Origin of the sequence: Halioglobus sp. HI00S01 (genome assembly GCF_001635445.1) — a bacterium.
In the GTDB taxonomy this organism is placed as follows: Bacteria; Pseudomonadota; Gammaproteobacteria; order Pseudomonadales; family Halieaceae; genus Halioglobus; species Halioglobus japonicus.
Window position 1 is genome coordinate 39,033 of the sequence record NZ_LWEE01000025.1, and the last position, 22,049, is coordinate 61,081.

Genomic DNA, 22,049 nt, shown 5'->3' on the forward strand with positions numbered 1-22,049 from the left:
TTTAGCCGTCCTGCTGCTCTGCGTGTCGGGCAAGCACGCCCGCGCATTGCTCGTCCAGACGCTGAATCATGCCGCGTGACAAATAGGCCACTACGCTGTGTCCGAACAGGAGGGGGATGGCCACAACCAGACCAAACACCGTGGTCATCAGGGCCTGAGAAATACCGCCTGCCATGAGCTTGGGATCGCCGGTTCCAAAAAGACTGATCGCCTGAAACGTCAAAATCATTCCTGTTACGGTGCCCAGCAGACCCAGCAGCGGTGAGATCGCGGCAAACAGCTTGATAAGGCCGTTGCCGCGTTCAATAGCTGGCATTTCTGCCAGCACAGCCTCGTCCAGTTTCAATTGCAGTAACTCTTCTTCCTGATCTGCAACTTCACTTACCGACATCAACACCCGTCCCAGCGGGTTGTCGGCGACAGGAGTATCGATGTTGTCCAACTGCTTGCGAATCTTTCGAGTGAGCAGGGTCAACGCCGCCAATCGCCAAAGTGTCAGCAGCGCACCGAAAACACCCAGGCCAATAATAATCAGGCCAATGGTGCCGCCCTGCTCTATCCGATCGCGCAGATCAGGCGTGTAGGTCATCACCCCGAGCAGGCTGCCTCGGGTAGGATCGATCGCCATCATTTGCGGATTCGTTTGCTTACCAAAGTCTGCCGCAGCAGTCCGATAGCGTGCGGGAGGCTGCTGGCTCAGCGCAAGAAGCTCACCTGTCTCAGGGACATAGCGCAGAAACAGGCCGCCTGCCCAAGCGGTAAACACGCCCACTCTTAACACCTCGGCTGGAACCGTCGCGCCTGAAGTTTCGACAATCTCTGCGGGGAAACGGGTGACCTTGCCCGCCTTGGTCATCTCCTCCTGCACCAGCAACCACAGCGACTGGATCTCTTCGATAGTGACTTGCGTTGTTGCATCGGCCAATTCACGCAGTTGAGCACTGCGCGCCGGCAACTGCGCAGTCAGCATCGACTCTTGCAGCACGGCAGAGAAATCCCCTGCGAACTCGCGAAAGCCACTGGAAATATCGCCCATATCTTCCACGACCGATGCCAGTTCCTGCTCGAGTCGCGCTATCTCACGAGCGTTGGCCTCAGTGACCTGCAACAACGGCTGGTTCTCCTGTTGCTGGCGCTCAAAATCACGCCGGGCCTCGATGAGCAATTGCTGTTGACGTTGCTTGTCCGCCAAAAACTCGCGTTCGCGTTGCTGGTTCAGCTGACGCTGTTCCTGCTGCTGCTCCTCGACGCTGAGCAACAGCGCATCCAGATTGTCTATCTGGGCATACGCAGGCGCCACCAGAATGAGCAGTGCAATCAATAGCGTGATTCTCATAGTGCACCTCCGCTTGGCAGTAGCGGCAGTTCGAGTAATTCAGGCGCTGCCTGATTGCGCGCCACGCGCATGGCACGGGCGATACTCCGATTGGCGGTACTGTCCAGATCTACCCAGGATTGGCTGTCGTGATCCCAGTAAGCACTGTGGGCCCGATCCAGGCTCTGGTAATACAGTGCGGCCCGGCCAATGCGCAGGTACTCGACGGTGCGACGTTCGCCATCGCGCTGCAAGGCGCCGCGCCAGGCTTCCACCGTGTTGCCGTAGCCCTGCTCTATCTGATAGGCCTCGAGCAACAGGCGAAAGCGCACCGCCACGGACAGCTGGGGATTATCGAGACGCTGTTTAAGCTGCAAGACTCCGGTAACGCGCTGCTCCTGATGAAACGGCAGATCGAGAACCACGAATTTCTCCAGGGCATCCGCCATACTGCGCATCAGCGGCAAGATGCGCTGACGGGTAATCCGCGCCTGGGCAATCTGCTGGTTCAGGGATTCAATGCGGGCCTGCTGCGCAGCGTCAAGCTGCTCCAGTTCACGCGTATAGGCATCCTGATATTCGGAACTTTCACGCAGGCTGCGATACTCTTCGAGGAGCATCCGGGTCTGGCGCGACAATTCATCAATCTTGCGCTGTGAGGCTTCTGCCCCGCGGTTGGTTTCAGCCACCACCTCCAGGGGCGTGTCTATGTCCTGCCCCTGCACAAGCGGGGCTACACTGGCCAGGGCGGCGATCAGCACCGTCGGGATAAGCGTCTTTTTCAACATGAGTTCCTTATCGAGAATAGCGCGAGCATACCAGTTCAACCGGGACCTCAGTAGGCCAACTCAAGTTCTGAACGCAAGGTCTTGAGGTCGGGCAATCCAAGGCCCTGGCGGAAGCTGTCGATCAGTTCGAGCACCAGTGTGTACATCCAGTCATGTACTGGCGATCCCAACACCCGACGATGCCTGACGGCGACATAGCGAATGCTCAACTCCTCCAATCCGGCCACGGGCAGCGCCACGACGTAGCGATCGAGATCAAACTGCGTAGTAAACATCGGTGGCGCTGGAAAAACGCAGTCTGTGGTACGCAGGATGTGCAAGGCCGTCTGTAAATCGTCGGTATGATATTGAGGCGGGNATTGGCGTTCGTACTCAAGCAGCTCACTGCTGGCACCTTCATAGAAGCGTGCATTGGCAATATCCGTCGACAGCAGGCTGACCATCGGGTATTGGGCAAGCTCCTCTACACCGGTGGCCCTGCCCGCCAGTGGATGTGCCTTGCGTGCGAGGATCACCGGCTCAGTGATACCGAGGGTCGTCAATTCCAGTTCTGGCGGGTAGGACAGACGCTCGATCTGAAAGACGAGGTCCAGGGTGCCGTCCGCCAGGTTATCCTCAAATGCCTGGTCGCCGGAGACGGTATTAAGACGCAGGCGCGGCGCACGCTCCTGTAACAGCTGCACCAACGGGGGCACAAACCACGCGCCCATGTGCCCCTGAACCAGCAGGTTGATCTCGCCTTCGTAGGTACCAGGGTCGAACTCCTGCGGCTGAACCATGGATTGCACCGCCTGCAGCACCTCAGGCAGGCGCTCTGCCAGCTGTTCGGCACGGGGCGTAGGCACCATGACGGCACCGCTGCGAACAAAGAGTGGATCGTCAAACAGGTCGCGCAAACGCCCCAGAGTTTTGCTCATCGCCGACTGGGTAATGTACAGACGCTCAGCCGCCCGGGAGACACTGCGTTCCTCGAGCAGGGCTTCCAGCGCCACAAGAAGATTGAGGTCGAGCCGACCCAACTCACTAAGTTTCATTTAGCGCCCCGCATAATGAACAAAATTCATCCATTTAATGAATATATGCCATTTGAGGAATAGTTCAACTGGCCCTACATTAAGTCTCGAGGCCGGCAGAAGAAGCCGGCGCAACCTACAAGGGAAAGACCATGACCTATATCGTCTCTATGGGCGTCGCCATTCTGGCCGCAGGCGTGCTGCAGGAAGCACTGGGTAACAGCCACGTGGAAGCGGATCTGGGATCGGACCGCTACGGTCGCTGAACTAGCGCCCCGAGACCCGGGTATGCATTAGCGCTGCCCAACGATTAAACAGGTCGGCCAGATCCGGGCCGGCCGCCCTGCCCCACTGTAGCGACGCGATCGTGCGCCGATCGCGAATCACCGCCAGTAATTGGCCGCTGTCAGCATCGTGCACACGAAATTCCGCACTAATATCCACAACATCCGACGTACCGTAAATCGGTGACCCGCTGGCGGCTGTTTCACTGGCCACACCTCTGCCCGGAGCTACCTGTAGCAGCGCTGCTGACAACGTCAGACGAGCCTTGTCGCCCTCACGGGGGTAGTCATCGAAAGCCCGGGTCGCGGCACCCTGCCAGGAGGCAATAAGCGCCTGCTCGCGCTCGGGTGTCAATTGCCACTGGTTGCGGGTGGTGCCCGTCACTGTGGTTTGGGTCACTTCGAGTCGACTGAGATCGAGCGGGTCAAATGCGACCTCCCGATAGCCAGGCAAACCGGCATCGGGCAGCACATACGCCTCGCTAAAACCGCTGTTGCTGACCGCCACAAGCCCTTCACTGGCGAATTCGGGAGCGACCTCCTGCCCCACCTCTGGCGTTGCACACCCTGCAAGCCAGAGCGCGCAAAGCACTATTGCGAGGCGCCGTATCATCAGGCGTGCTCCGCGTCAGGTTTGGGTTTGACCAGGAAGCAGGCCAGTGCGGGCATCAAAATCAGCGCACCAAACATATTCCAGATGAACATGAAGGTCAGCAGAATGCCCATATCGGCCTGGAACTTGATCGGTGACATCACCCAGGTGATGACACCGGCAGCCAGGGTTACACCAATCAGAGCCACTACCCGCCCGGTAAAGTTGAGGGTTTCGTAGTAGGCGGTGGTGAGGTCCATCCCCTGTTTTTCTTTCGCCAATATCACCGTTAACACGTATAAGGCATAGTCGACACCAATGCCCACCCCGAGGGCAATCACAGGCAACGTAGCTACTTTCACACCCATACCCAACCACACCATCAGTGCTTCACAGAGGATGGAGGTGAGCATTAGCGGCAATACCGCGCACACGACGCCGGGCACGGAGCGGAACGTCAACATACACAACAGGGTAACGGCGCCGTATACATAAAACAGCATCTCGCGGTTGGCCTGTTTCACCACGATGTTCGTCGCCGCTTCAAAGCCGGAGCTGCCTGCAGCGCCCATGAACTCAATTTTCTCGATATCGCCCCAGTCGGCATTGAACTGTTCAAGAGCATCCACCACCCGGGTCAAGGTCGCCGCCTTGTGGTCAGCCAAGTACACCAGCATAGGCCAGATGGAACAGGCCGGATCCACATATTCCAGCGTTACCAGTTCGCTCACCGCATAGTTCACGGTATCCTGGTTGCGGAACAGCGCCTGCCACTTTGGGAAGCCCTCGTTAATGCCCATCATGATTTCACGAGTACGCACGTTCAGCCCGCGCACATCTTCAACGCCCTCAACCTGACGCAGACGCCACTCAAGCTCATTGGCGAGGCTCAGGCCCTCGTGATCAATACAGCCGTCCAGCGGCGTCTTGACGATAACCGCGAACACATCGGTACTCACCGAATAGTTCTCAATCATGAAGGCCACATCCTGGTTATACCGGGAATCCGGCCGCAGCTCCGGCGCACCCTTGTCCAGGTCACCGATCTGTAAATCCTGGGCCACGTAAATGCCGATGCCCGCCAGCACTACACTCAGGGCTATGGCAGCCGCAGCGGGTCCGCGCTTGGTAAACAGCAGCAGGAATCGCCAGACCGCGTGCATCTCTTCCATGGACTTGGGCGGACGTGCGGCACGTTCGGCGCAGGTCTTTCCCACACCGGTGTAGGACAGGACAATCGGGATCAAAATCAGGTTGGTAAAAATGAGCACCAGCACGCCGATGCTGGCGGTTACCGCCAGGTCCTGAATCACCTGAATCTGGATAATCATCATGACCGCGAATCCGACGCCGTCAGACAACAGTGCCGTTACACCGGCCAGAAACAGGCGGCGGAAGGTATAGCGCGCAGCAATATAGCGGTGAGTGCCGCGGCCGATATCCTGCAGCACGCCGTTCAGTTTCTGGGCACCGTGGGACACACCGATGGCGAAGATGAGGAACGGCACCAGAATGGAGAACGGATCCAGTTCGTAGCCAAGCATGGCCAGAATGCCCAGCTGCCAGAGCACCGCCACGAGGGTACAGGCGATCACCATAATCGTGGAACGCAGACAGCGGGTATACCAGTACAGCAGTACTGTGGCGATGACGACGGCAATCGCAAAAAATATCATCACCGAGAATAGACCGTCGATAAGGTCGCCAATCAGCTTGGCAAAGCCAATGATATGAATGGAGCGGTTGTCGTCGCCCTCGGTATACTTGGCGCGAATCTCCTCGAGTTTGTCACTCAGTTCAGCGTAGTTCAGACGCTCACCCGTCTCCGGATTGTTGTCCAGCAGCGGAATAATAATGGCCGCGGATTTTTCATCATTCGCTACGAGGTCGCCACTGATACCGGCGCGCAGAATATTGCGTTTCACCTCGGCAATGGACTCGTCCGAGCCATCGAAGTCTCCGGGAATCACCGGCCCGCCCTCAAAGCCCAACTCGGTGACCACCCGCCAGCGGGTATTGGGCGTAAATAGCGATTTCATGCCGTTGCGGTCAACGCCAGGAATGAAGAAAACCGCATCGTTCACCTCTTCCAGGAACTTGAGGTTTTCCCGGGTGAAGATAGTGCCCTCTTCAACGGCGACAACTACCCGCAGGTTGTTACCCAGGCCCTTAAGGTCATTCTTGTTGGCCTGGTAATTGATCACGAATTCATGGGCCTTGGGCAGGGTTTTTTCAAACCCGGCTTTCAGCTCAATCTGAACAGCAAAGAAACCCAGGACAAGGGTGACTAGGGCGCACAGCACCATGACCGCCGCCCGGTTGTTGAACACCAACTTCTCGAGTAAGGTGCCCGAATTGAAATCAAATTCGCTGAGATCCGAAATAATCGGCAGGTCTGAATTTTCAGCGTGCGCCATGTTGTGCTCTCCGGTCTTGCGTCGTTATTGTGGCAGTGCGAGTTTCTGGATACCGGCGGGGCCGCCGATTAGCAGGAAGCCTTGCGGCCCATCCTCTACGGTGTAAATCCGGCCGCCGGCACGCACTGGCAGATAGTTAAAGGTCTGACCATTGTCGCTGCTAAAAAACATATCCCCGGCAATACCGGCGAAGATCATGCGCCCGTCCTTGAGCGTGACGGAATCGACCAGCGAACTACCCGGTGGCTTCTGTACTTCTGCCCAGGTCTCTCCTGCATCAACCGTGCGGAACATTCTGCCACGCAGCCCGCCCAGCACAATGGCACCGTCAGCAGCTGATTCAGCGGTAAAGAAACTCCCCTCCCAGGGAACATTCTCAACCAGCGAGCCCTTCTGAGCGACTGCATCGCCGATCATGAACAATCCGGCTTCGCCGGCCAGGAAGAACTTGCCCTCTTCCGTCAGCGGAGCGAAGTCAAAGACGTGGAAAAACGAATCGTTTTCCATGCTGTGCAGCACATGCATCCAGTTCTGGCCGCCATCTTCGGTGCGCAGAATCATGCCGTAGGCACCCAGCGCATGGCCGTAGTTCGCATCGTGGAAGTACACCTTGAACAAGGGTTTGTCGGCGCCCTGATCGATAGCGAACTGCATTTCATCCATGAGATAGGGGTAGAGATCATCGTCGGGATTCTGCTCCGCGAGCTGTCGATAAAACTCCAGTCCCTCGGTACCGTAACGCAGGCCGTCGTACTGTTTTTCCCAGGTACGACCACCGTCCTTCGAATGCAGGATTACCCCTTCATGGCCCACGGCCCAACCCAGTTCCGGGGTCGGGAAGTGGATATCGAGCAGTGCGCTGCGCACGGGCACTTCAGCCTGGGTCCAGCTATCACCGCCATCCTCCGAGAAGAGAATATGGCCATGATGGCCAGTGGCGTACCAGGTGCCGTGATACTGGCGAATCGTAAAGATCAGCGACTTGGCCGCCAAATCACTCTTCACCGCCGGCAGTTCGAGGACGTCATAGCTCTTGGCCATAACCCCGGACCACGGCGCGATGGCCAGGGCCAGAAAGCAACCTAATAGTGCTCGTTTCATTCCCATCTCAGAATATCCAATTATTCGCGTGCCAAATAAAAAAGGGGTGCCGCAACCTACGGCACCCCTTTTGGCTAGACCAACTTAACGTACACCGCCGCGGGCCATGCCCTTGGGACTGAAGTACTTGTCGTTCTGGCTTACGCCATTTTTGAAGCCACCAGGCGCCGGCTTGGTGTTGATATTGTAGATGCCCTGAAGCAGATCGTAGGCACCGTAGGCAAAGTGGTAGTTTGACTTGATGTCATATAGGTTTGCGCCGTAGGCGTACTGTACTCGCCACATGTTGCCCTGGCCGTCGTAGTTCTCGGCCGCAAGACCCTGCCAGCTGTCTTCATCGATGTAGAAACGACGTTTGGAGTACAGGTGGCGGTTGCCGTCTTTCAGGTTGGCTTCCACAATCCACACGCGGTGCTTCTCCCAGCGGATCAGCGCCGGATCGAGGAACTTCTCGCCCAGCGCGTCTTTCACCTCAGTCTGGAAGACAAAGTCGTAGCAGTTGTAAGGCACATACATCTCTTTCTTGCCAACCAGTTTCCAGTCAAAACGCTCGGGAGAGCCATTGATGATAAACGAGTCGTCGTAGGTGGATGTACCGGCAACACCGGGGTTAGGCGTATCAAACGATACCGCTGGCGCCAGGCGCACACGACGCTGGCCGGTCAGATACTGCCAGGCTTTGCGGCCCTTGCCCTTGGTAAAGTCAGCGCCCGGTTCGTGCACCAGCAGAATCTCACCGGCGCGGCGCGCAGGTGCCTTGTAGTTGATGCGCAGTTTCAACCACGGGGTGTCGTCCATGATCTTGTCCGGCGTGCGGTACATGGGCATCACGTTGGTCATGAAGCCGGTCGTCGACAGAATCGGCTTACCGTTAGAGCTGACGTAGTAGGTGTCATACGTCACCGAGTGGTCGGTCAGATAGCGCGTCAGGTGATTCCAGAGCACTTCCAGGCCGCTCTGGGGAATCGGGAAAGGCACGCCCGGATAGGAATTGGCCACCCGCTGGCCGGCATCTTCCAGGGTTGCACCGGTGGCGTTTTTCTCGGTGTTGTTGTACACCCAATCAGGCGTCACGAAATCGCGACGGCTCTGGTAGACGTCCATCTTGAAGCCATCGGCACCCAGCTTTTCGAACATCGCCACGGTGCCCTCGGTGAGGTTCTCGGCGTAGTCCTTGTAATTGTTCACATCGATGGTGAACAACACTTCGTCGTCAGGGTAGGCATCGATGTAATTGTCTGAGCCTTCCACGAAGCCTGCGGGGATCGGTGAACCTTGCGGGTTCCAGGCAGGAATGGAGCCATCGGCATTGCCGGCGGCCTCAGCGCCCATGGGCGTGAGGTCCTGACCCAGACGCGCAGCTTGTTCAGGCGATACTGCGGCAAAGGCAGCACCGGAAATCAGGGCGCTCAGGCCAAGGGCTGCCAGGGTTTTCTTCTGCAACATATTGAATTCCTCGTCTACAGCTTTTCGTTCGTTATAGTTCAGTATTAGAAAGTACGCTTAACGGTCACAGCGAAGTTATCGCGGTCAGTCAGCAGACCACCGATGCCAGCCAGTACCGGGCCGAAGCGCCAGTTGTAGGCTGCGCGCGCGGTCCAGGTCTGGTTAATGCTCAGCTCAGCACCCAGGCTGGCGCTTCCACCCTCTTCGTCACCGCCAAAGGTGAAGGGCGACTTCTCGCCATCGATGGTGTAGTTCACGCTCATCGGAATGGTCAGATCAATGCCAGGCCACACCTGATACCAGGTGGGACGGAACACACCCGCCAGGCTCGTCACTACTCGACCCTCCTTAATACGTTGATCCAGCAGTTTGCAATTCTCTGTACAGTCATCCAGCATAGCCGCAGTCACTTCGAAGATGTAACTACCACCCTCCCACAGGCCATTGTCGCCCAACAGGCCTACGCCGTTGACGACCACTGACCAGGTATCGCCCAGGGGCGCTACTGTGTTGTCGGAGGTATAGAGATCCAGGAATTCGGTGTCGCCATTGCGAATCACGTCAAAGCCGAGGCCCTGAACCAGGCCTTCCAGCTCCTCGGGGACGTTGTAAGCGCGAGTCAGAGCAGCGGCGAGCTCAGGCGCCATAGCCGTATCGGGGCGGTACACAATATCCAGACCGAAGCTAATGCCGGCGATTTCCTTAGCAAAGGAAACACCCATGACGTCCATATCTTCGGTAAACACCCAGTAGCCATCACCGATGGCGCGGGCGCCTTCGTCCCAGCCGGGCGTGGGGTCGGGATATACACCACCAGCCAGCAGCGGGAAGGTGCGGTTAAAGTCGGCACCCGCGGCGAGGCCATGCAGGTTGCGATCTACCACATTCATATAGATAAAGCTGGTTTCCAGCGCCCAGGCATCAATCCAGTACTGGAAGTTAACACCCCAGTCCCCGGATTCGGTGCGGTCCTTGTGGTCTACCCGGTAACCGGCACGCAGCGGATTGGTCAGGTCTTCGCCAATGATAGTGGGCGGAAATACGACAAAGTCAGTGTTCTCGGTGAGGCCGGCTGCCGGGTTGAAGAACGTACCCGTTTCCGGCAGGCGGTGACGCTCGTGCTCAAAATTGTAGAACGCGTTGGCGGTCAGGTTGTCTGTGAGCTGCCACACACCAGAGATCTTGGCGGTGGGCAGGAACAACTCCTTGGCCTCGGAGCCCGGTACAGACAGCGCCTTGTTAAAGTCGATGGGCGACATGGAGCCACCGAAGCCGTTGATAGCACCTACAGCGAGAAGGCTGTTACCCCAGTAAATGGTGTGGCGACCAGCGCGAACACCCAGCGAGGTCTCGCCGATGTCCCAGTTACCAAAGACAAAGGCGTCAAGAATTTCGCCGCCAAAGTAGTGATATTCATCGGCGGCGTCAGTGTATTCACCGGGTGACACGCTGGCGCTTGCCCAGGTGGCAATGCGGTCGCTCGGGTGGTCGCTGTCCTTGTAGGCATAGTCGTACCAACCAGCGGCACTGATTCGGAAGCCGTAATCCATTTTGTAGATCACATCGAACTCGGAGAGGATGTCGATACGGGAGCTGACGATATCGCCTTTGTCGACAGACAGGGTGTTGTCATCAGCAAGCCACCAGGCACAGCCCTTATAGGCACAATGCGGTGTTGTGATCTGCTTGTCCTGATCCTCAGTACGCACCATCAGGTTACCCTTGATGGTGTTATCCCAACGTACTTCCCAATCATCTGACGTATCGAACTGGAACGCCTGAGCCTGCGTGCTGATGGCGGTAAGAACCGACAGTGCTAGCAGCTTCTTTTTCATGTTACTTCCCTCTGCGAGTAGGTATTGCATTGTGTATTCGTGTGACGGCATAGCCGCCTGTATTGTTATTTGGCCCGTCATTCACGCCCTGAAGAGCGGCGTTACTCCGGTGCCATTCATACGCTTTGGGTTGTCGGATAGGCTGATTATTGTGGACGATTCTGCGCCCGGTGCCTGCGGTGCGTTTGATAAACCCATCGACAACAGCCCCATACCCAGGGGCAAAACTGACCTGTCACGCCACCCCAGAACTGAACAGAGGGCAACAAGTTAAACCAGATCGTTATCCGCGGACGATATTACAATACATAACAAAACGCCAAGATATTGATATGGGACAGGCTTTTGTGATTTTAGGCCAATACGGGGGTTTGTAAACCTGCACTGCCCGGCAAAGCCTGCCCCAGGGGGAAGTGACCTCAGCCGATCAGGGACTGGCCACCATCAACGGCGATAGACTGGCCGTTGATATAGCAGGAGCCTTCGCTGCACAACAGGGCAACGAATCGACCAATATCTTCCTCACATTCACCGATGCGCCGCTGGGGAATGCTCTGGATGAATTCCTCGGCCTGCTCGGGGTACTCGCGTGTCCACCATTCCAGGCCCGGAGACTTGGCATGGGGCAGTATGACGTTAGTTCGGATGCCCTCCGGGCCCCATTCACAGGCAGCGGCCCGGCTCAGAGCGCGGATGGCTTCCTTGGTGGCGGCATAGGCACCAAAACCATTAATGTCCCAGCGCTTGGCCGAAGAACTCCCCAGATTGATGATGCATCCGTCGCCTTTGAGGTGCGGATAACACAGCTTCATCATACGCATTGTGGCGAGCGGCCCGGACTCGAACCCTGCAATAAAGGCTTTATCGGTGACCTGATGAAGTTCACCCAGCGGCACCTCCTGGGCGTTGTTCACCAGAATCTGCAACCCGCCAAAATGATCGACCACCGCCTCGACACAGTTAGCCAGCGATGCCTCGTCTTTCACCTGACATACGACCGGCAGTGCGTCGCCACCGCGTTCGCGAATCAACTCACAGGTAGTCTCAAGTTTGCTCTCGGTACGCCCCGTGACGGCAACCCTGGCACCCTCTGCGGCCAATGCCAGCGCAATGCCCTGCCCCACGCCCTGCCCCGCGCCTGTCACGAGGGCAACTTTGTCTTTTAACATCATGTTGGAATCTCTTCGGTGAATAGGTGCTGCACATTATGCGCCGGTAGCAGACTGGCTGCTAAGCCCATGCGTTCAAATTTGCAGACTCCTGGGGTCAGTGTTGCTGGGCAAAACCCTTCAAGCGCTCGCGATAGGACCGCGGCGCCTCTCCGGTCCAGTGCTTGAAGGAGCGCACAAAGAAACTGGGTTCGGTAAAGCCAAGATAATCCGAGAGATCGGCCACCTTGATGTCTTCGTTGAGCAACTTGTCTATGGCCACTTCGCAGCGCACTTCGTCCTTGAGCTTCTGGTAGCTGGTGTCCTCGCGCTGCAGGCGCCGTCGCAAACTGGATTCGGACATATTGAGGTATTGGGCCACGCGGGTGAAAGACGGCAACCCCGAGGGGAGATCAATGGCAATTAGGGATTTAATGGCCGCACTGGTACTGGCCGATTGCTGTTCAAACGACAGCGACTCATAGATGGCATTATCCAGAAAATTCTGCAACGAATCTGCCGTGTGAACCACACGCCGGTCCAGCCAATGAGTGGGAAACACAAAGCCGTTGTCACTGGCATCAAATTCCGACTCACAGTAGAAGCTACCCGCCAGACTGCGGCTATAGGCACTATTGAGAAACGCGGCACCGATTTTCACCGCACTGATTTCCAGCGACTGACCGATCATCCAGCCACACAATCCCTGCCACACCAGAAGGCCAGAGGCCTTGGCCACCGTATCCTGGTATTCAGCGCTGTCCCACCTCTCGGGGGCGAGCACCCCACCCTGTTCGGTGAAACGAATGTGGCATCCCGGCTAGGCCTGTCCGTCATCTTCGCGCAGTTCAACGCAGTGGCCGATCATCGGATAAAGCATGGCTTCATAGCGCGCCGCCAGGCGCAGGGCCTCACCCGGCGTGCGCGCGGAGATCATACAGTGACACATCAGGGCAAAAGCTTCACTGCCCACCCCCGCCGCCCAGGGCAGTGGCTGCTTCAGGGTTTGCATCTCGCCCACCGCCAGTTGGTAGAGACGGGAACACTGTCACGCAGGCAGCGCTTCGTCTGCCGCCAGCGATGCGACTACTGCAGGTGCCAGATTGATCTGCTCACCCAGCGCGCCGGGTGAACTTTTTCGCGGCAACGGTTATCTCGGCCCTACCCGATCCCGGTTGAATATGTCTATCATTGTGACTCTTTGTGCCCTACAGCTCTGAACAAACAAGGTTATCATCACTGCACCAGAGCCTGACAACGGAACATTTGATGACTCTACTTGCAGATAAAATCGGTCTTGTCACCGGCGCCGGCCAAGGTATTGGGCGAGCCATTGCGCTGGCTTTCGCCCGCGAAGAAGCCCGGGTCATTGTCTCTGACTTCAATCGCGATATGGGCAAAGAAACCACCGCTATGATAAACGAAGCCGGCGGCGAAGCCCTGTTCGTATTTGGTGATGTCTCCAAAGAGGACTCTGTCGCCGCCATGGTAGACACCGCCGTCAGCTACTTCGGCCGCCTGGACATTGCCTGCAACAGCGCTGCCCTGAGCCGCGGCTCTGGCCCTATCCACCTCTACGAGCGCGAGGTCTTCGACCAGACACTGGAAATGTGCCTGACCAACACCTGGCTGTGCATGAAGTACGAAATCCCTGCAATGCAGGCTGCAGGCGGCGGTGCCATCGTCAACATTTCCTCCAATGCATCTCTGCGCGGTCAGGCGTTTAATACTGCCTACGCCGCGGCCAAAAGTGGCGTCAATCTGCTCACCAAAAGCTCCGCCGGCGAATACGGCCGGGAAAACATTCGCATTAACGCCGTGTCACCCGGCGTGATTCGAACCCCCGGCGTTGAGAAGTACTTTGAAGAACAGCCGGAGAAGGCCGAAGGGCTGAAGAAAACCGCCGTGCTCAATCGACTCGGTGAACCGGACGAAATTGCCGAGGCGGTGGTCTTTCTGTGCAGCGATCGCGCCTCGTTCATCACCGGACAGATTCTCTCGGTGGATGGCGGAGGCGCTATACGCTGATTAGATCAGTGCCTCTGGTGCGAGGTTTTCAATCTGGCGCCGGATGCCATCGCGCCAGCTCACCCGGGTGGGGCCAATAAGTTCGTGCATATACGTCGGGTCGATCGCCAGCGAACCAAAGGCCTTGGGGTTTTCGTTAAAGTTCGGCTTCAGCCCTGTCAGCTCGCCAATATACTCACACCACTCTTCTACCGAGACTTTCTCTGAACCGCCAAAATTGACCGTTGTGACCTCCGTCGAAGCGGTCCCGAGCAAATAGGGAATTTTCTCGATGTAATCGTCCGCGTGCAATGGATTGAAATAATTCGGTCGCTCTGGGTGGACATCAATGGCCATGTCCTGCTGCATCATCAGCAAGTGGAAATACATCCACCCGCCATTGTCGCCATAGGGAACACTGAGCCTGGCGATTGTCGCCGGAATATCAAACTGCCTAGCGGTAAACCGACACACGGTTTCGGCGGCGATTTTGGAGATGCTATAGGTCGGAAACATATCGCGGTGGCTGTCACCGAGCGGCGCATTTTCCACACGCGGCTTCTGCCCTTCTTCATGGTCGTAAACCGCCGTCGATGAAAAATGCAGAAAGCCTTTGGCGCGGCGGCAGCGCAGCATCAGGTTACCCACACCCTCTCCATTGGCTTTCAGGTCGTATTCGAAATTGCCGGTTTTCACGACAGCAAAGTTCAGTACGTATTCAATATCTTCCGGAACGGCGGTGAGCGTATCGCGATCAGCGAGATCGGCGGCAATAACTTTGGCACCTAGCGCCTCGATGCGATCGCGGTCCTCCTGCTTTGAAAAACGGGCCAGCGCATACACATCGGCGATTTTGGCGAAATGCTCTACCACAGGTAACGCTACCTGCCCGGTGGGGCCGGTAATGAGAATTTTACGTCCTGTCAGGTCTACGGGTGTTGTTGTCATTGTTGCTCCTCATTGTTGTTATTGATCGCTATAACACTAGTAATAAAAGCTTGTTCTCCACACCTGGCCTTATTTCGGCTCAGGCCAGCGGCGAGTAGCTGGAATAGCCCTCTGGCCCTGGCGTATACAGTGTTGCCGGGTTGAAGCGAGCGAGTTCAATACCCTCTCGCAATCGCCGCGGTAAATCGGGGTTGGCGATGAAATAGCGCCCAAATGACACCGCCTGCATATCGCCGGCGGCAATCGCGGCGGCCGCTTCCGAGGCGCCGTAGCTGTCGTTGGCGAGTAGATTGTCAGGGAAATACTGCCGACCGAGTTGCAGGTTATCTACGCGCCCCGATGGCAAACGGATGGTGTGTAAATAGGCCAGTTTCAGCGAGGCCGCGGCAGCCAGCATTGTATCGAAGGTCTCTTGAGGGTCGTCATCTGCCAGGTCGTTAAAGGGATTGTCCGGGCAGATACGCATGCCCACCCGCCCCGCGCCCGCCACCGACGTCATCGCCTCCAGCACTTCCAGCACAAATCGACAGCGATGACTGGCGCTACCACCGTAGGCATCCTGCCGCTGATTGCTGCCCGTCGAGAGAAACTGCGCAGGCAGATAACCGCTAGTGCAGTGCAGCTCAACTCCATCGAATCCCGCCTCACGCGCCATGATAGTGGCCCGTCGATAGTCCTCAATCACCCTGGGAATATCATCGAGTGCCAGCGCCACGGGTTCGTCCAGGGGCTGCATACCCGCCTGATCAGTATAGATTTCACCTCGGGCCTGTATTGCCGATGGTGCAATCGTGGCACTGCCTGCTGGCTTGTTGTACGCGCTTGAAACACGACCGACGTGCATGATCTGCGCCACCATCAGCCCGCCCTCGGCATGTACAGCGTCCGTCACCCGACGCCAGGCCTGAACATGTTCCGCGTTGTAGATGCCCGGCGTGCGACAGTAGCCCAGCCCACTGGCGCTGGGAGCGATACCCTCGCTGATGATGAGGCCGGCACTGGCGCGCTGCCGGTAGTAGTCCACCATCACATCGGTCGGCATACCGTTTTCGCCGGCACGGCTGCGCGTCATCGGCGCCATCACAATACGATTGCGCAGCTTCAGGTCACCTAGCTGCGCAGCTTCAAACAAGGCGTCATGCATGGTTCAACGTACCCGAATTCTTGGTTCCAGGGCGCACCGGCGCATAGTGGTAAGAAAGGCATCCAGCGGCGCTGGTGGAGCGACCTGCGGTTCGTCGACCCCGGGCGGATGCGCCCAGAAGCTTTGCCAGGAAGGCCATAGATCATGGTAGGCCCCGGCATAGGGTTCGCGATCCGGCCAGCGCATTTTATTGTCACCCACCGGCGGCTTGTTCAGGTCGGTCGCGTACCAGTAACAGGGCAGCCGGCGCCGAAACAGCCAGCGGCCGTCGATACGCTCGTAATTGTCCCAGTACAGCATCTGCATGATGACCCACTCGGTGCCGCCGTCGTCACGGGGCGTCTCGTGCTCATTCTTGGAATACACAACACCCCGGGCGTAATCTGCGCTATCGAACTCGATAATGTGATTGCCAATATGGTGCGAGGTGCCGGTGAACTGCAGCCGCAGCGTATCGTCCAGCCAGCGTTTCAGATGGGCGCGGCCAGACAACTCACGGCTTACCCGAATATCCGGGGCGAACAGGTTTACATGCGCATCCAGATCGCGCATGTCCAGCGACAGAGAATACTTGGCGGCCAATTGGCGGATCTCGTCGAGCGACTCCAGTCGATCGATCCGCTGCTCCAATGATGCCATGGGATACGCCTTGCTTATTCGTGATACCCGAGCATAGAAGCCCCGACCGAATCGGGTCAACGACCATTGCGCTCACATTGCTTGTCTTTAGCGCTCACGCGTATTTTCTGGCGCTGAGGTTCAGATAGTTATAGTGTCGAACCAGGCTAGCAAGACACCACTATGCAAGCAATCATTCATCAACTGCGCGTTGCCGATGGCAGCGATATCCCCCTGCTCTGGTTTCCCTCTGACGGCGAGGGCCAATGCCTTTTACTCCTGCCTGCTCTTGGGATTCAGGCCAAGCTTTACAGGACGCTGGCATCACAGCTGTCCGCTGCCGGTCATCCGGTTGCCATCATGGAACAGCGCGGCCACGGGACAAGCTCGTTGCGCCCGGACTATCGGTGCCGCTACTCCCTCGACGACATGCTCGACTACGACATACCTGCTGCCCTTGAATGGCTGGAGCAACAATGCCCGGGGCGACCATTGGTGATGGGAGGACATAGCCTGGGCGGACACCTGACCACCATTTACGCGGCCTGTAACCCCCGTCAGTTGGCCGGGGTTGTTCATCTGGCCTGTGCTTTTCCCTATTGCGACGACTTCCCGGCGGCACAGCGTCGGTTATTAAAATTTCTGTGCGCGGTTATCCCCGTATTCAAGTTCATTCCCGGCTACTATCCAGGTGACCTGTTGGGCTTCGGGTCGCGCGAGTCCACTGCCATGATGGCGCAGTGGCGCCAGTGGGCGCTGAGCGGCGACTTCAACTATGACAAACATACAGATCTCGCCACCCGCGGAGCCTACACTGGCCCCGTGCTGGCGCTGGAGTTTGAGCGCGACGGCTTTACGACCGAAGCGGCGCTTATGCGAGCGCGCATGCCCTTTCAGCAGGACCGTATTACCCGCATAAGGTTGGGAGAGGCTGAACAGGGAGACTACCTGGGGCACACGCAGTGGGCGCGTCAACCTGACGGCGCCAGGCTCAGCATAGTCGACTGGCTGGCGAAACTAGTCAGCTAGAACGGGAATACCATCGGGATAAGCACCAACACCGCAGCTGAATAGCAAATCGACAATGGCAGACCGCTGCGGAAGTAATCGCGCAGGCTGTAACCACCGATGTTCTGGACCATCAGATTGGTCGTGTAACCATAGGGCGTCAGGAAGCTCGCGCTGGCACCGAATGCCACCGCCATCACCATTGGCATGACATCGATACCAAAGCTCTCGGCCAGGCCGAACGCAATCGGGAAGACCAGGGCTGCGGCCGCGTTGTTCGTCATTAATTCGGTGAGCAGCAAGGTGCCGAAGTATATGCCCGCCATCGCCGCCCAGGGACCCAATCCGCCCAGAGCCACATGGAGCAAATCAGCCAGCCCCGCAACAACGCCGGCATTGGTGGCCGCCTGGGAAAGCGTCAGCGCCGAGGTGATAATCAACCACAGTTCAAAGGGGAAGCGGCGACGCAATTCGGAACCGCGCACCACGCCCATGACCAGCATACACACCAGCAGAAATGCCATCCCCTTAATGAGTGGCACCAGCCCCGCAGTTGCCATCGCCACCACTGCTATCAGGGTCGCAGTAATAAAGTAGTTCTGAGCGGGAGTCGCTGCTGCGCCGCTGACCGTGTTATCGATGACTACAAAATTTTTGTCGAGATTCTTACGCTCATTGAAGTCGGCGCCCACGGCCAACATCAGATTGTCACCGGCCTGAATAGTGATATTCCCGAGCTTACCGGACAGCCGCTTACCACCCCGACGTATACCGACCACCGCCGCGTCGAACAGTGAACGGAAGCCGCTTTCCTTGATGGTCTTGCCCTCAATTGAGGCATTGGGCATGACGATGACCTCGGTCATATTCTCGCGCAGCAAGCCCTCCTCTATGGCAAACAGGCGCAAGCCCGGAAACGTCTCCAAGGCGTTCACCTGCTTGATATCACCCGAAAAGATCAGTTTGTCGCCGGCCTCAATGAACTCTGTTGGCGCCACCGGTGAAATCAAATGTTCTCCGCGCACGATCTCCACGAGGAACAAATCGTCGAGCTCACGCAGGCCATTATCGAGAATGCTTTTACCGACAAGTTCGGAGTCGGCTTCGACCTCGGCCTCGATGAGATACTCATTGATATCGATTTGCTCGGCGCTGCTGCTCGGCAGCAATCTAGAACTAAATACAATGACCACTAATCCGATCAATGTGACAGGCAGGCCCACCAGGAAGAAGTCGAAAAACGCCAGCCCCTCGCCGGTAGCATCTTCCAGGAAACTGCTGACAATCAGGTTGGTTGAGGTGCCGATGAGGGTCATCGTACCGCCCAGTATGGCGGCATAGGACAGAGGGATGAGAAGACGCGACGCAGGGTGGTGACGATTACTGCGCACGGTATGCGCAAGCGTTGCAACGACGGCCGTATTGTTGACGAAGGCAGAGAAAAACGCTGTGACAGCACCGAGGCGCAACAGGCTGGCCGCATAGCCCTGGGTGATCAACTTGCCGGACAATCGAGTAAGCCAGGACAACTTTTCCAGGCCCACGGAGACCAGCAGCAGGATAATCAGCGTCATCAGCCCCATGTTGGACGCTTTCGCCAACACCTGTTCAGTCTCAACCAGACCGAGAAAGTATGCCGAAAGCATGGAGCACACAAACACCCATACCGCCGGCCAATCGGTGAAAATGAGAATGGCCAGCAGAGCTATAAACACTCCGGCAATCAGCAGCTGGTCAATCATTAAGCGACACGCCCTTGGATAAAACGCCAAGCATATCCGTTTGTCGTGGTCGGCGACAACAGGCGGGGCGCGGTATGACGTCGCAGACCCCGCAGCGGTATCGCCAGCCAGCGCTGGCGCGACACCTCGCTTGGCGATAATAATACCTGCGCCTTAACAATAACCAGGACCGAATCATGAGCACAGCAGACCCCTTCTCCCCCGTCACGCTGGGAAGTTTTGCCATGGCCAATCATTTCTTGATGGCGCCCATGACCCGCGCCCGGGCACCGGAGCGCGTGCCTAACGACATCATGGTCGACTACTACCGACAGCGTGCAGGCACCGGCCTGATTATCACCGAAGCCACTCAAGTGTCGGACCAGGGCACTGGCTCTATCGCCACCCCGGGCATCCATACCGCAGAGCAGATCGCAGGCTGGCGCAGGGTTACCGATGCAGTGCACGCCGCCAGCGGGCGCATCATCTGCCAGATATGGCACGTTGGCCGGGTTTCGCACAGCAAAATGCAGGCAAACGACGAGCAACCCGTGTCGTCTTCGGCAACCGCCGGTGAGGTCAACACCTTTACGGCCGATGGTTTTGAGCCCTGCACCCCACCGAGGGCGCTGACGAGAGATGAAATTGCCGGTGTCGTCAACCAGTATCGCCAGGGGGCCCTGAATGCCATCGAGGCGGGCTTTGACGGCGTACAAATCCACGCAGCCAGTGGCTACCTGATCGATCAGTTCCTGCGAGACGGGGTGAATCAGCGCGAGGACGACTACGGCGGCAGCGTGGAAAATCGCGCCCGCTTCCTGCTTGAAGTAACCGACGCTGTGTGCGATGCCATTGGCGGTGAGCGCACCTCGGTGCGCCTGTCTCCGTTTACGGTGACCTGGGATTGCAGTGACAGTCATCCCGAGTCGATCTTCAGCCATGCGGTGAGTGAACTGGACAAGCGCCCACTGGCGTTTCTGGAAATTGTCGAGCGGGGCTTTGACTCGCTAGCAGTGGATACCGGCGGTGGCTCAGATCTGGGCTTCTCGCCAACCGACCTGCGCAAGCTCTACCGCGGTAATCTGGTGGCCAATGGCTGCTATGACCTCGAAAGCGCCCGCACTGCCCTGGCCAGTGGTCACGCCCAGGCTGTCTCTATCGGCCGGCCGTTGATGTCGACACCGGATTGGGTAGCGCGGCATGCCAGCGGCCAGCCACTTAATGACGATATTGAACCGGTGTTCTGGTATGGCGGGGCCAGTGAAGGCTACAGCGATCAGCCTGCAGCGTCGGAATGAGCTAGAACGGGTGCCCCACCATCACCCAGGCATTACTGCCTTCGTCGGACCAACCGACATCAAAGCGCACCACAATACCGCCCGTCATCGCCCTGAGGCCTAGCCCCACATCGCTGTGCCAGTCTTCCAGCAGTTCTGAGTCGTAGTCTGGTGCTACACTGCCCCCTTCAACAAAGCCCACCAGTTGGAACCAGTCCAGGCGCAGGAACCGGAGCCAATCCAGGTCTTTAACCGGGTTGTAGCGCAGCGTATAGCGCAACTCCGCGCTGGCATAGATTGAAGCCTTATCGTGGAAGCGGGCATCCCGATACCCGCGCATGCGATAAAAGCCGCCCAGGCTTGCCCCCTCAAGATACGGTGGCGCGTCCTCGATACGCACGCCACCAATATCGTTGGTCGTCTCTCGCCAGCTCGGCGAATAGCCTGTCCAGGCATTGAGCGCCAGCACTCGCTGGCGAGCGAAGCGATCCTCGCCAAGGGGCACGTATTTGGCGGCCTCTGCCTCGACAAACGTCCATTGATCTTCAGAATCGAGCCAGGCTGGATCGTGGTGCAAGGCCACATACTGCCAACTTCCCTGGGAGGGATTAATCGGAAAATCGGTATTGTCGTGCAACAGCCCCAGCTCAAACGCATGAATAGTGCCGTCCAGATCACCGGCCCGCTCGTACTCGAAGCTCTGATAGCGGTTATATTGGCGCAACGTCGCCACCGTCACGCCATGCTCCAACGGATTCCACCGCGGGCCGCCACTACCTTCAGAAACCAGAAGGCCACCCTCCAGCTCATAGTGGGCAATGGCTGAATCACGACCTTTGCCCGTTGGCAGCACATAGTCAAAGCGCATCTCCCACCAGTTACTATCGCCGCTGGACTCGAGAAAAAGGTCCTCGCTGGAATCGTTGGCCCCCGGGCGTATCACATCCGGCGGCAGATCCAGTTCACGAGGCCAGGTGTAGGCGCGGTGTTGCGGGTAGTAGCCCAGCATGCCGGTGACTGACACAAACAAGCGATCTGACCAGGGCGTGTTGTAATCCCAGACACCGGCAAACGCTCCCCAACTCTCTTCGCCCGCAAAGGCAGTGCCGCCTACGAGCATCTGATCTTGATAAAAGCCCTTGCGCATACCCCCGACTCCCAGCACGGTGTCAGTACTCTCCGCCGCGAACGCATAAGGCAGCACCATGTATTCCCCGAGTGAACCGGTGTTCTCCAGACGGTCCACCGCCGACTTCACCTGCACCGGCGGCCGGGCCTGCGCCACGGTGGCCAGCATGCAGGACAAAATAAGAACGATAGAGGCGTATCTATTCATTGTTGTTTCGGCCGACAAAAGGTCTGTGGCGGACATTATCGGCGATCTCCA

Annotated in this window: 18 protein-coding genes and 1 pseudogene; 3 read left to right on the forward strand and 16 right to left on the reverse strand. The window is 57.6% G+C overall.

From position 1 onward, the window contains the following. Position 1 precedes the first annotated feature (1 nt). From A3709_RS05155 to A3709_RS05205, 11 genes and pseudogenes are all read right to left on the reverse strand, one after another. A complete protein-coding gene (locus tag A3709_RS05155; protein WP_066051096.1) occupies positions 2 to 1,336 on the reverse strand; it encodes a MotA/TolQ/ExbB proton channel family protein in 1,335 nt (444 codons plus the stop codon). Further along, the gene (locus A3709_RS05160) at positions 1,333 to 2,142 is read right to left on the reverse strand and encodes a DUF3450 domain-containing protein (protein ID WP_082849907.1); all 810 of its coding nucleotides are present in this window, start codon (positions 2,140 to 2,142) and stop codon (positions 1,333 to 1,335) included. The genes A3709_RS05155 and A3709_RS05160 overlap by 4 nt, the downstream gene beginning before the upstream one ends. Before the next feature lie 8 nt (positions 2,143 to 2,150). After that, complete coding sequence (locus A3709_RS05165; RefSeq protein ID WP_066051101.1) at positions 2,151 to 3,137, reverse strand: LysR family transcriptional regulator; 987 nt, start codon at positions 3,135 to 3,137, stop codon at positions 2,151 to 2,153. Positions 3,138 to 3,383: 246 nt separating this feature from the next. Beyond that, positions 3,384 to 4,013 (reverse strand): DUF3313 family protein, encoded by a 630-nt coding sequence (locus A3709_RS05170; RefSeq protein ID WP_066051102.1) that lies wholly within the window; start codon positions 4,011 to 4,013, stop codon positions 3,384 to 3,386. Next, positions 4,013 to 6,409 carry an RND family transporter gene (locus A3709_RS05175; protein WP_066051106.1) on the reverse strand — a complete coding sequence of 799 codons (2,397 nt, stop codon included), beginning with the start codon at positions 6,407 to 6,409 and terminating at the stop codon, positions 4,013 to 4,015. Before A3709_RS05175 ends, A3709_RS05170 begins: the two co-directional genes overlap by 1 nt. A gap of 24 nt (positions 6,410 to 6,433) precedes the next feature. After that, positions 6,434 to 7,510, reverse strand: a complete 1,077-nt coding sequence (locus tag A3709_RS05180; protein WP_066051109.1) for a YCF48-related protein — start codon at positions 7,508 to 7,510, stop codon at positions 6,434 to 6,436. An 84-nt stretch (positions 7,511 to 7,594) separates the two neighbouring features. Further along, positions 7,595 to 8,956 carry a DUF1329 domain-containing protein gene (locus tag A3709_RS05185; protein ID WP_066051112.1) on the reverse strand — a complete coding sequence of 454 codons (1,362 nt, stop codon included), beginning with the start codon at positions 8,954 to 8,956 and terminating at the stop codon, positions 7,595 to 7,597. A 44-nt stretch (positions 8,957 to 9,000) separates the two neighbouring features. Beyond that, on the reverse strand, positions 9,001 to 10,791 hold the full coding sequence (locus A3709_RS05190) for a DUF1302 domain-containing protein (RefSeq protein ID WP_066051115.1): 1,791 nt from the start codon (positions 10,789 to 10,791) through the stop codon (positions 9,001 to 9,003). Between the two features lie 419 nt (positions 10,792 to 11,210). Next, positions 11,211 to 11,963, reverse strand: a complete 753-nt coding sequence (locus A3709_RS05195; protein ID WP_066051119.1) for an SDR family NAD(P)-dependent oxidoreductase — start codon at positions 11,961 to 11,963, stop codon at positions 11,211 to 11,213. A 94-nt stretch (positions 11,964 to 12,057) separates the two neighbouring features. Then, positions 12,058 to 12,723, reverse strand: coding sequence for an AraC family transcriptional regulator (locus A3709_RS05200; RefSeq protein WP_066051122.1), 666 nt, complete (start codon positions 12,721 to 12,723; stop codon positions 12,058 to 12,060). Positions 12,724 to 12,759: 36 nt separating this feature from the next. After that, positions 12,760 to 12,975, reverse strand: a pseudogene (locus tag A3709_RS05205) (AraC family transcriptional regulator ligand-binding domain-containing protein); the annotation flags it as partial. Between the two features lie 233 nt (positions 12,976 to 13,208). On the opposite strand from A3709_RS05205, the gene A3709_RS05210 reads away from it, so the two are divergent. Continuing rightward, on the forward strand, positions 13,209 to 13,967 hold the full coding sequence (locus tag A3709_RS05210; protein WP_066051127.1) for an SDR family NAD(P)-dependent oxidoreductase: 759 nt from the start codon (positions 13,209 to 13,211) through the stop codon (positions 13,965 to 13,967). On the opposite strand, the gene A3709_RS05215 is transcribed toward A3709_RS05210, so the two are convergent. The 3 genes from A3709_RS05215 to A3709_RS05225 all read right to left on the reverse strand — a co-directional run bounded on the left by A3709_RS05215 (position 13,968) and on the right by A3709_RS05225 (position 16,677). After that, on the reverse strand, positions 13,968 to 14,894 hold the full coding sequence (locus A3709_RS05215) for an NAD(P)-dependent oxidoreductase (RefSeq protein WP_197484074.1): 927 nt from the start codon (positions 14,892 to 14,894) through the stop codon (positions 13,968 to 13,970). A 79-nt stretch (positions 14,895 to 14,973) separates the two neighbouring features. Continuing rightward, entirely contained in the window at positions 14,974 to 16,038 is a 1,065-nt protein-coding gene (locus tag A3709_RS05220) for an alkene reductase (protein WP_066051130.1), read from the reverse strand. A gap of 3 nt (positions 16,039 to 16,041) precedes the next feature. Beyond that, positions 16,042 to 16,677 carry a nuclear transport factor 2 family protein gene (locus A3709_RS05225; RefSeq protein WP_156507576.1) on the reverse strand — a complete coding sequence of 212 codons (636 nt, stop codon included), beginning with the start codon at positions 16,675 to 16,677 and terminating at the stop codon, positions 16,042 to 16,044. Positions 16,678 to 16,839: 162 nt separating this feature from the next. On the opposite strand from A3709_RS05225, the gene A3709_RS05230 reads away from it, so the two are divergent. Then, positions 16,840 to 17,685, forward strand: a complete 846-nt coding sequence (locus A3709_RS05230) for an alpha/beta fold hydrolase (protein WP_066051133.1) — start codon at positions 16,840 to 16,842, stop codon at positions 17,683 to 17,685. Here the strand turns inward: A3709_RS05230 and A3709_RS05235 are convergent. Next, positions 17,682 to 19,406, reverse strand: a complete 1,725-nt coding sequence (locus tag A3709_RS05235) for an SLC13 family permease (protein WP_066051136.1) — start codon at positions 19,404 to 19,406, stop codon at positions 17,682 to 17,684. The two genes, A3709_RS05230 and A3709_RS05235, sit on opposite strands and share 4 nt — an antisense overlap. Positions 19,407 to 19,582: 176 nt before the next feature. On the opposite strand from A3709_RS05235, the gene A3709_RS05240 reads away from it, so the two are divergent. Then, complete coding sequence (locus A3709_RS05240) at positions 19,583 to 20,683, forward strand: alkene reductase (protein ID WP_066051138.1); 1,101 nt, start codon at positions 19,583 to 19,585, stop codon at positions 20,681 to 20,683. A gap of 1 nt (position 20,684) precedes the next feature. On the opposite strand, the gene A3709_RS05245 is transcribed toward A3709_RS05240, so the two are convergent. Further along, entirely contained in the window at positions 20,685 to 21,998 is a 1,314-nt protein-coding gene (locus A3709_RS05245; RefSeq protein WP_231871108.1) for a BamA/TamA family outer membrane protein, read from the reverse strand. Positions 21,999 to 22,049: the final 51 nt, after the last annotated feature.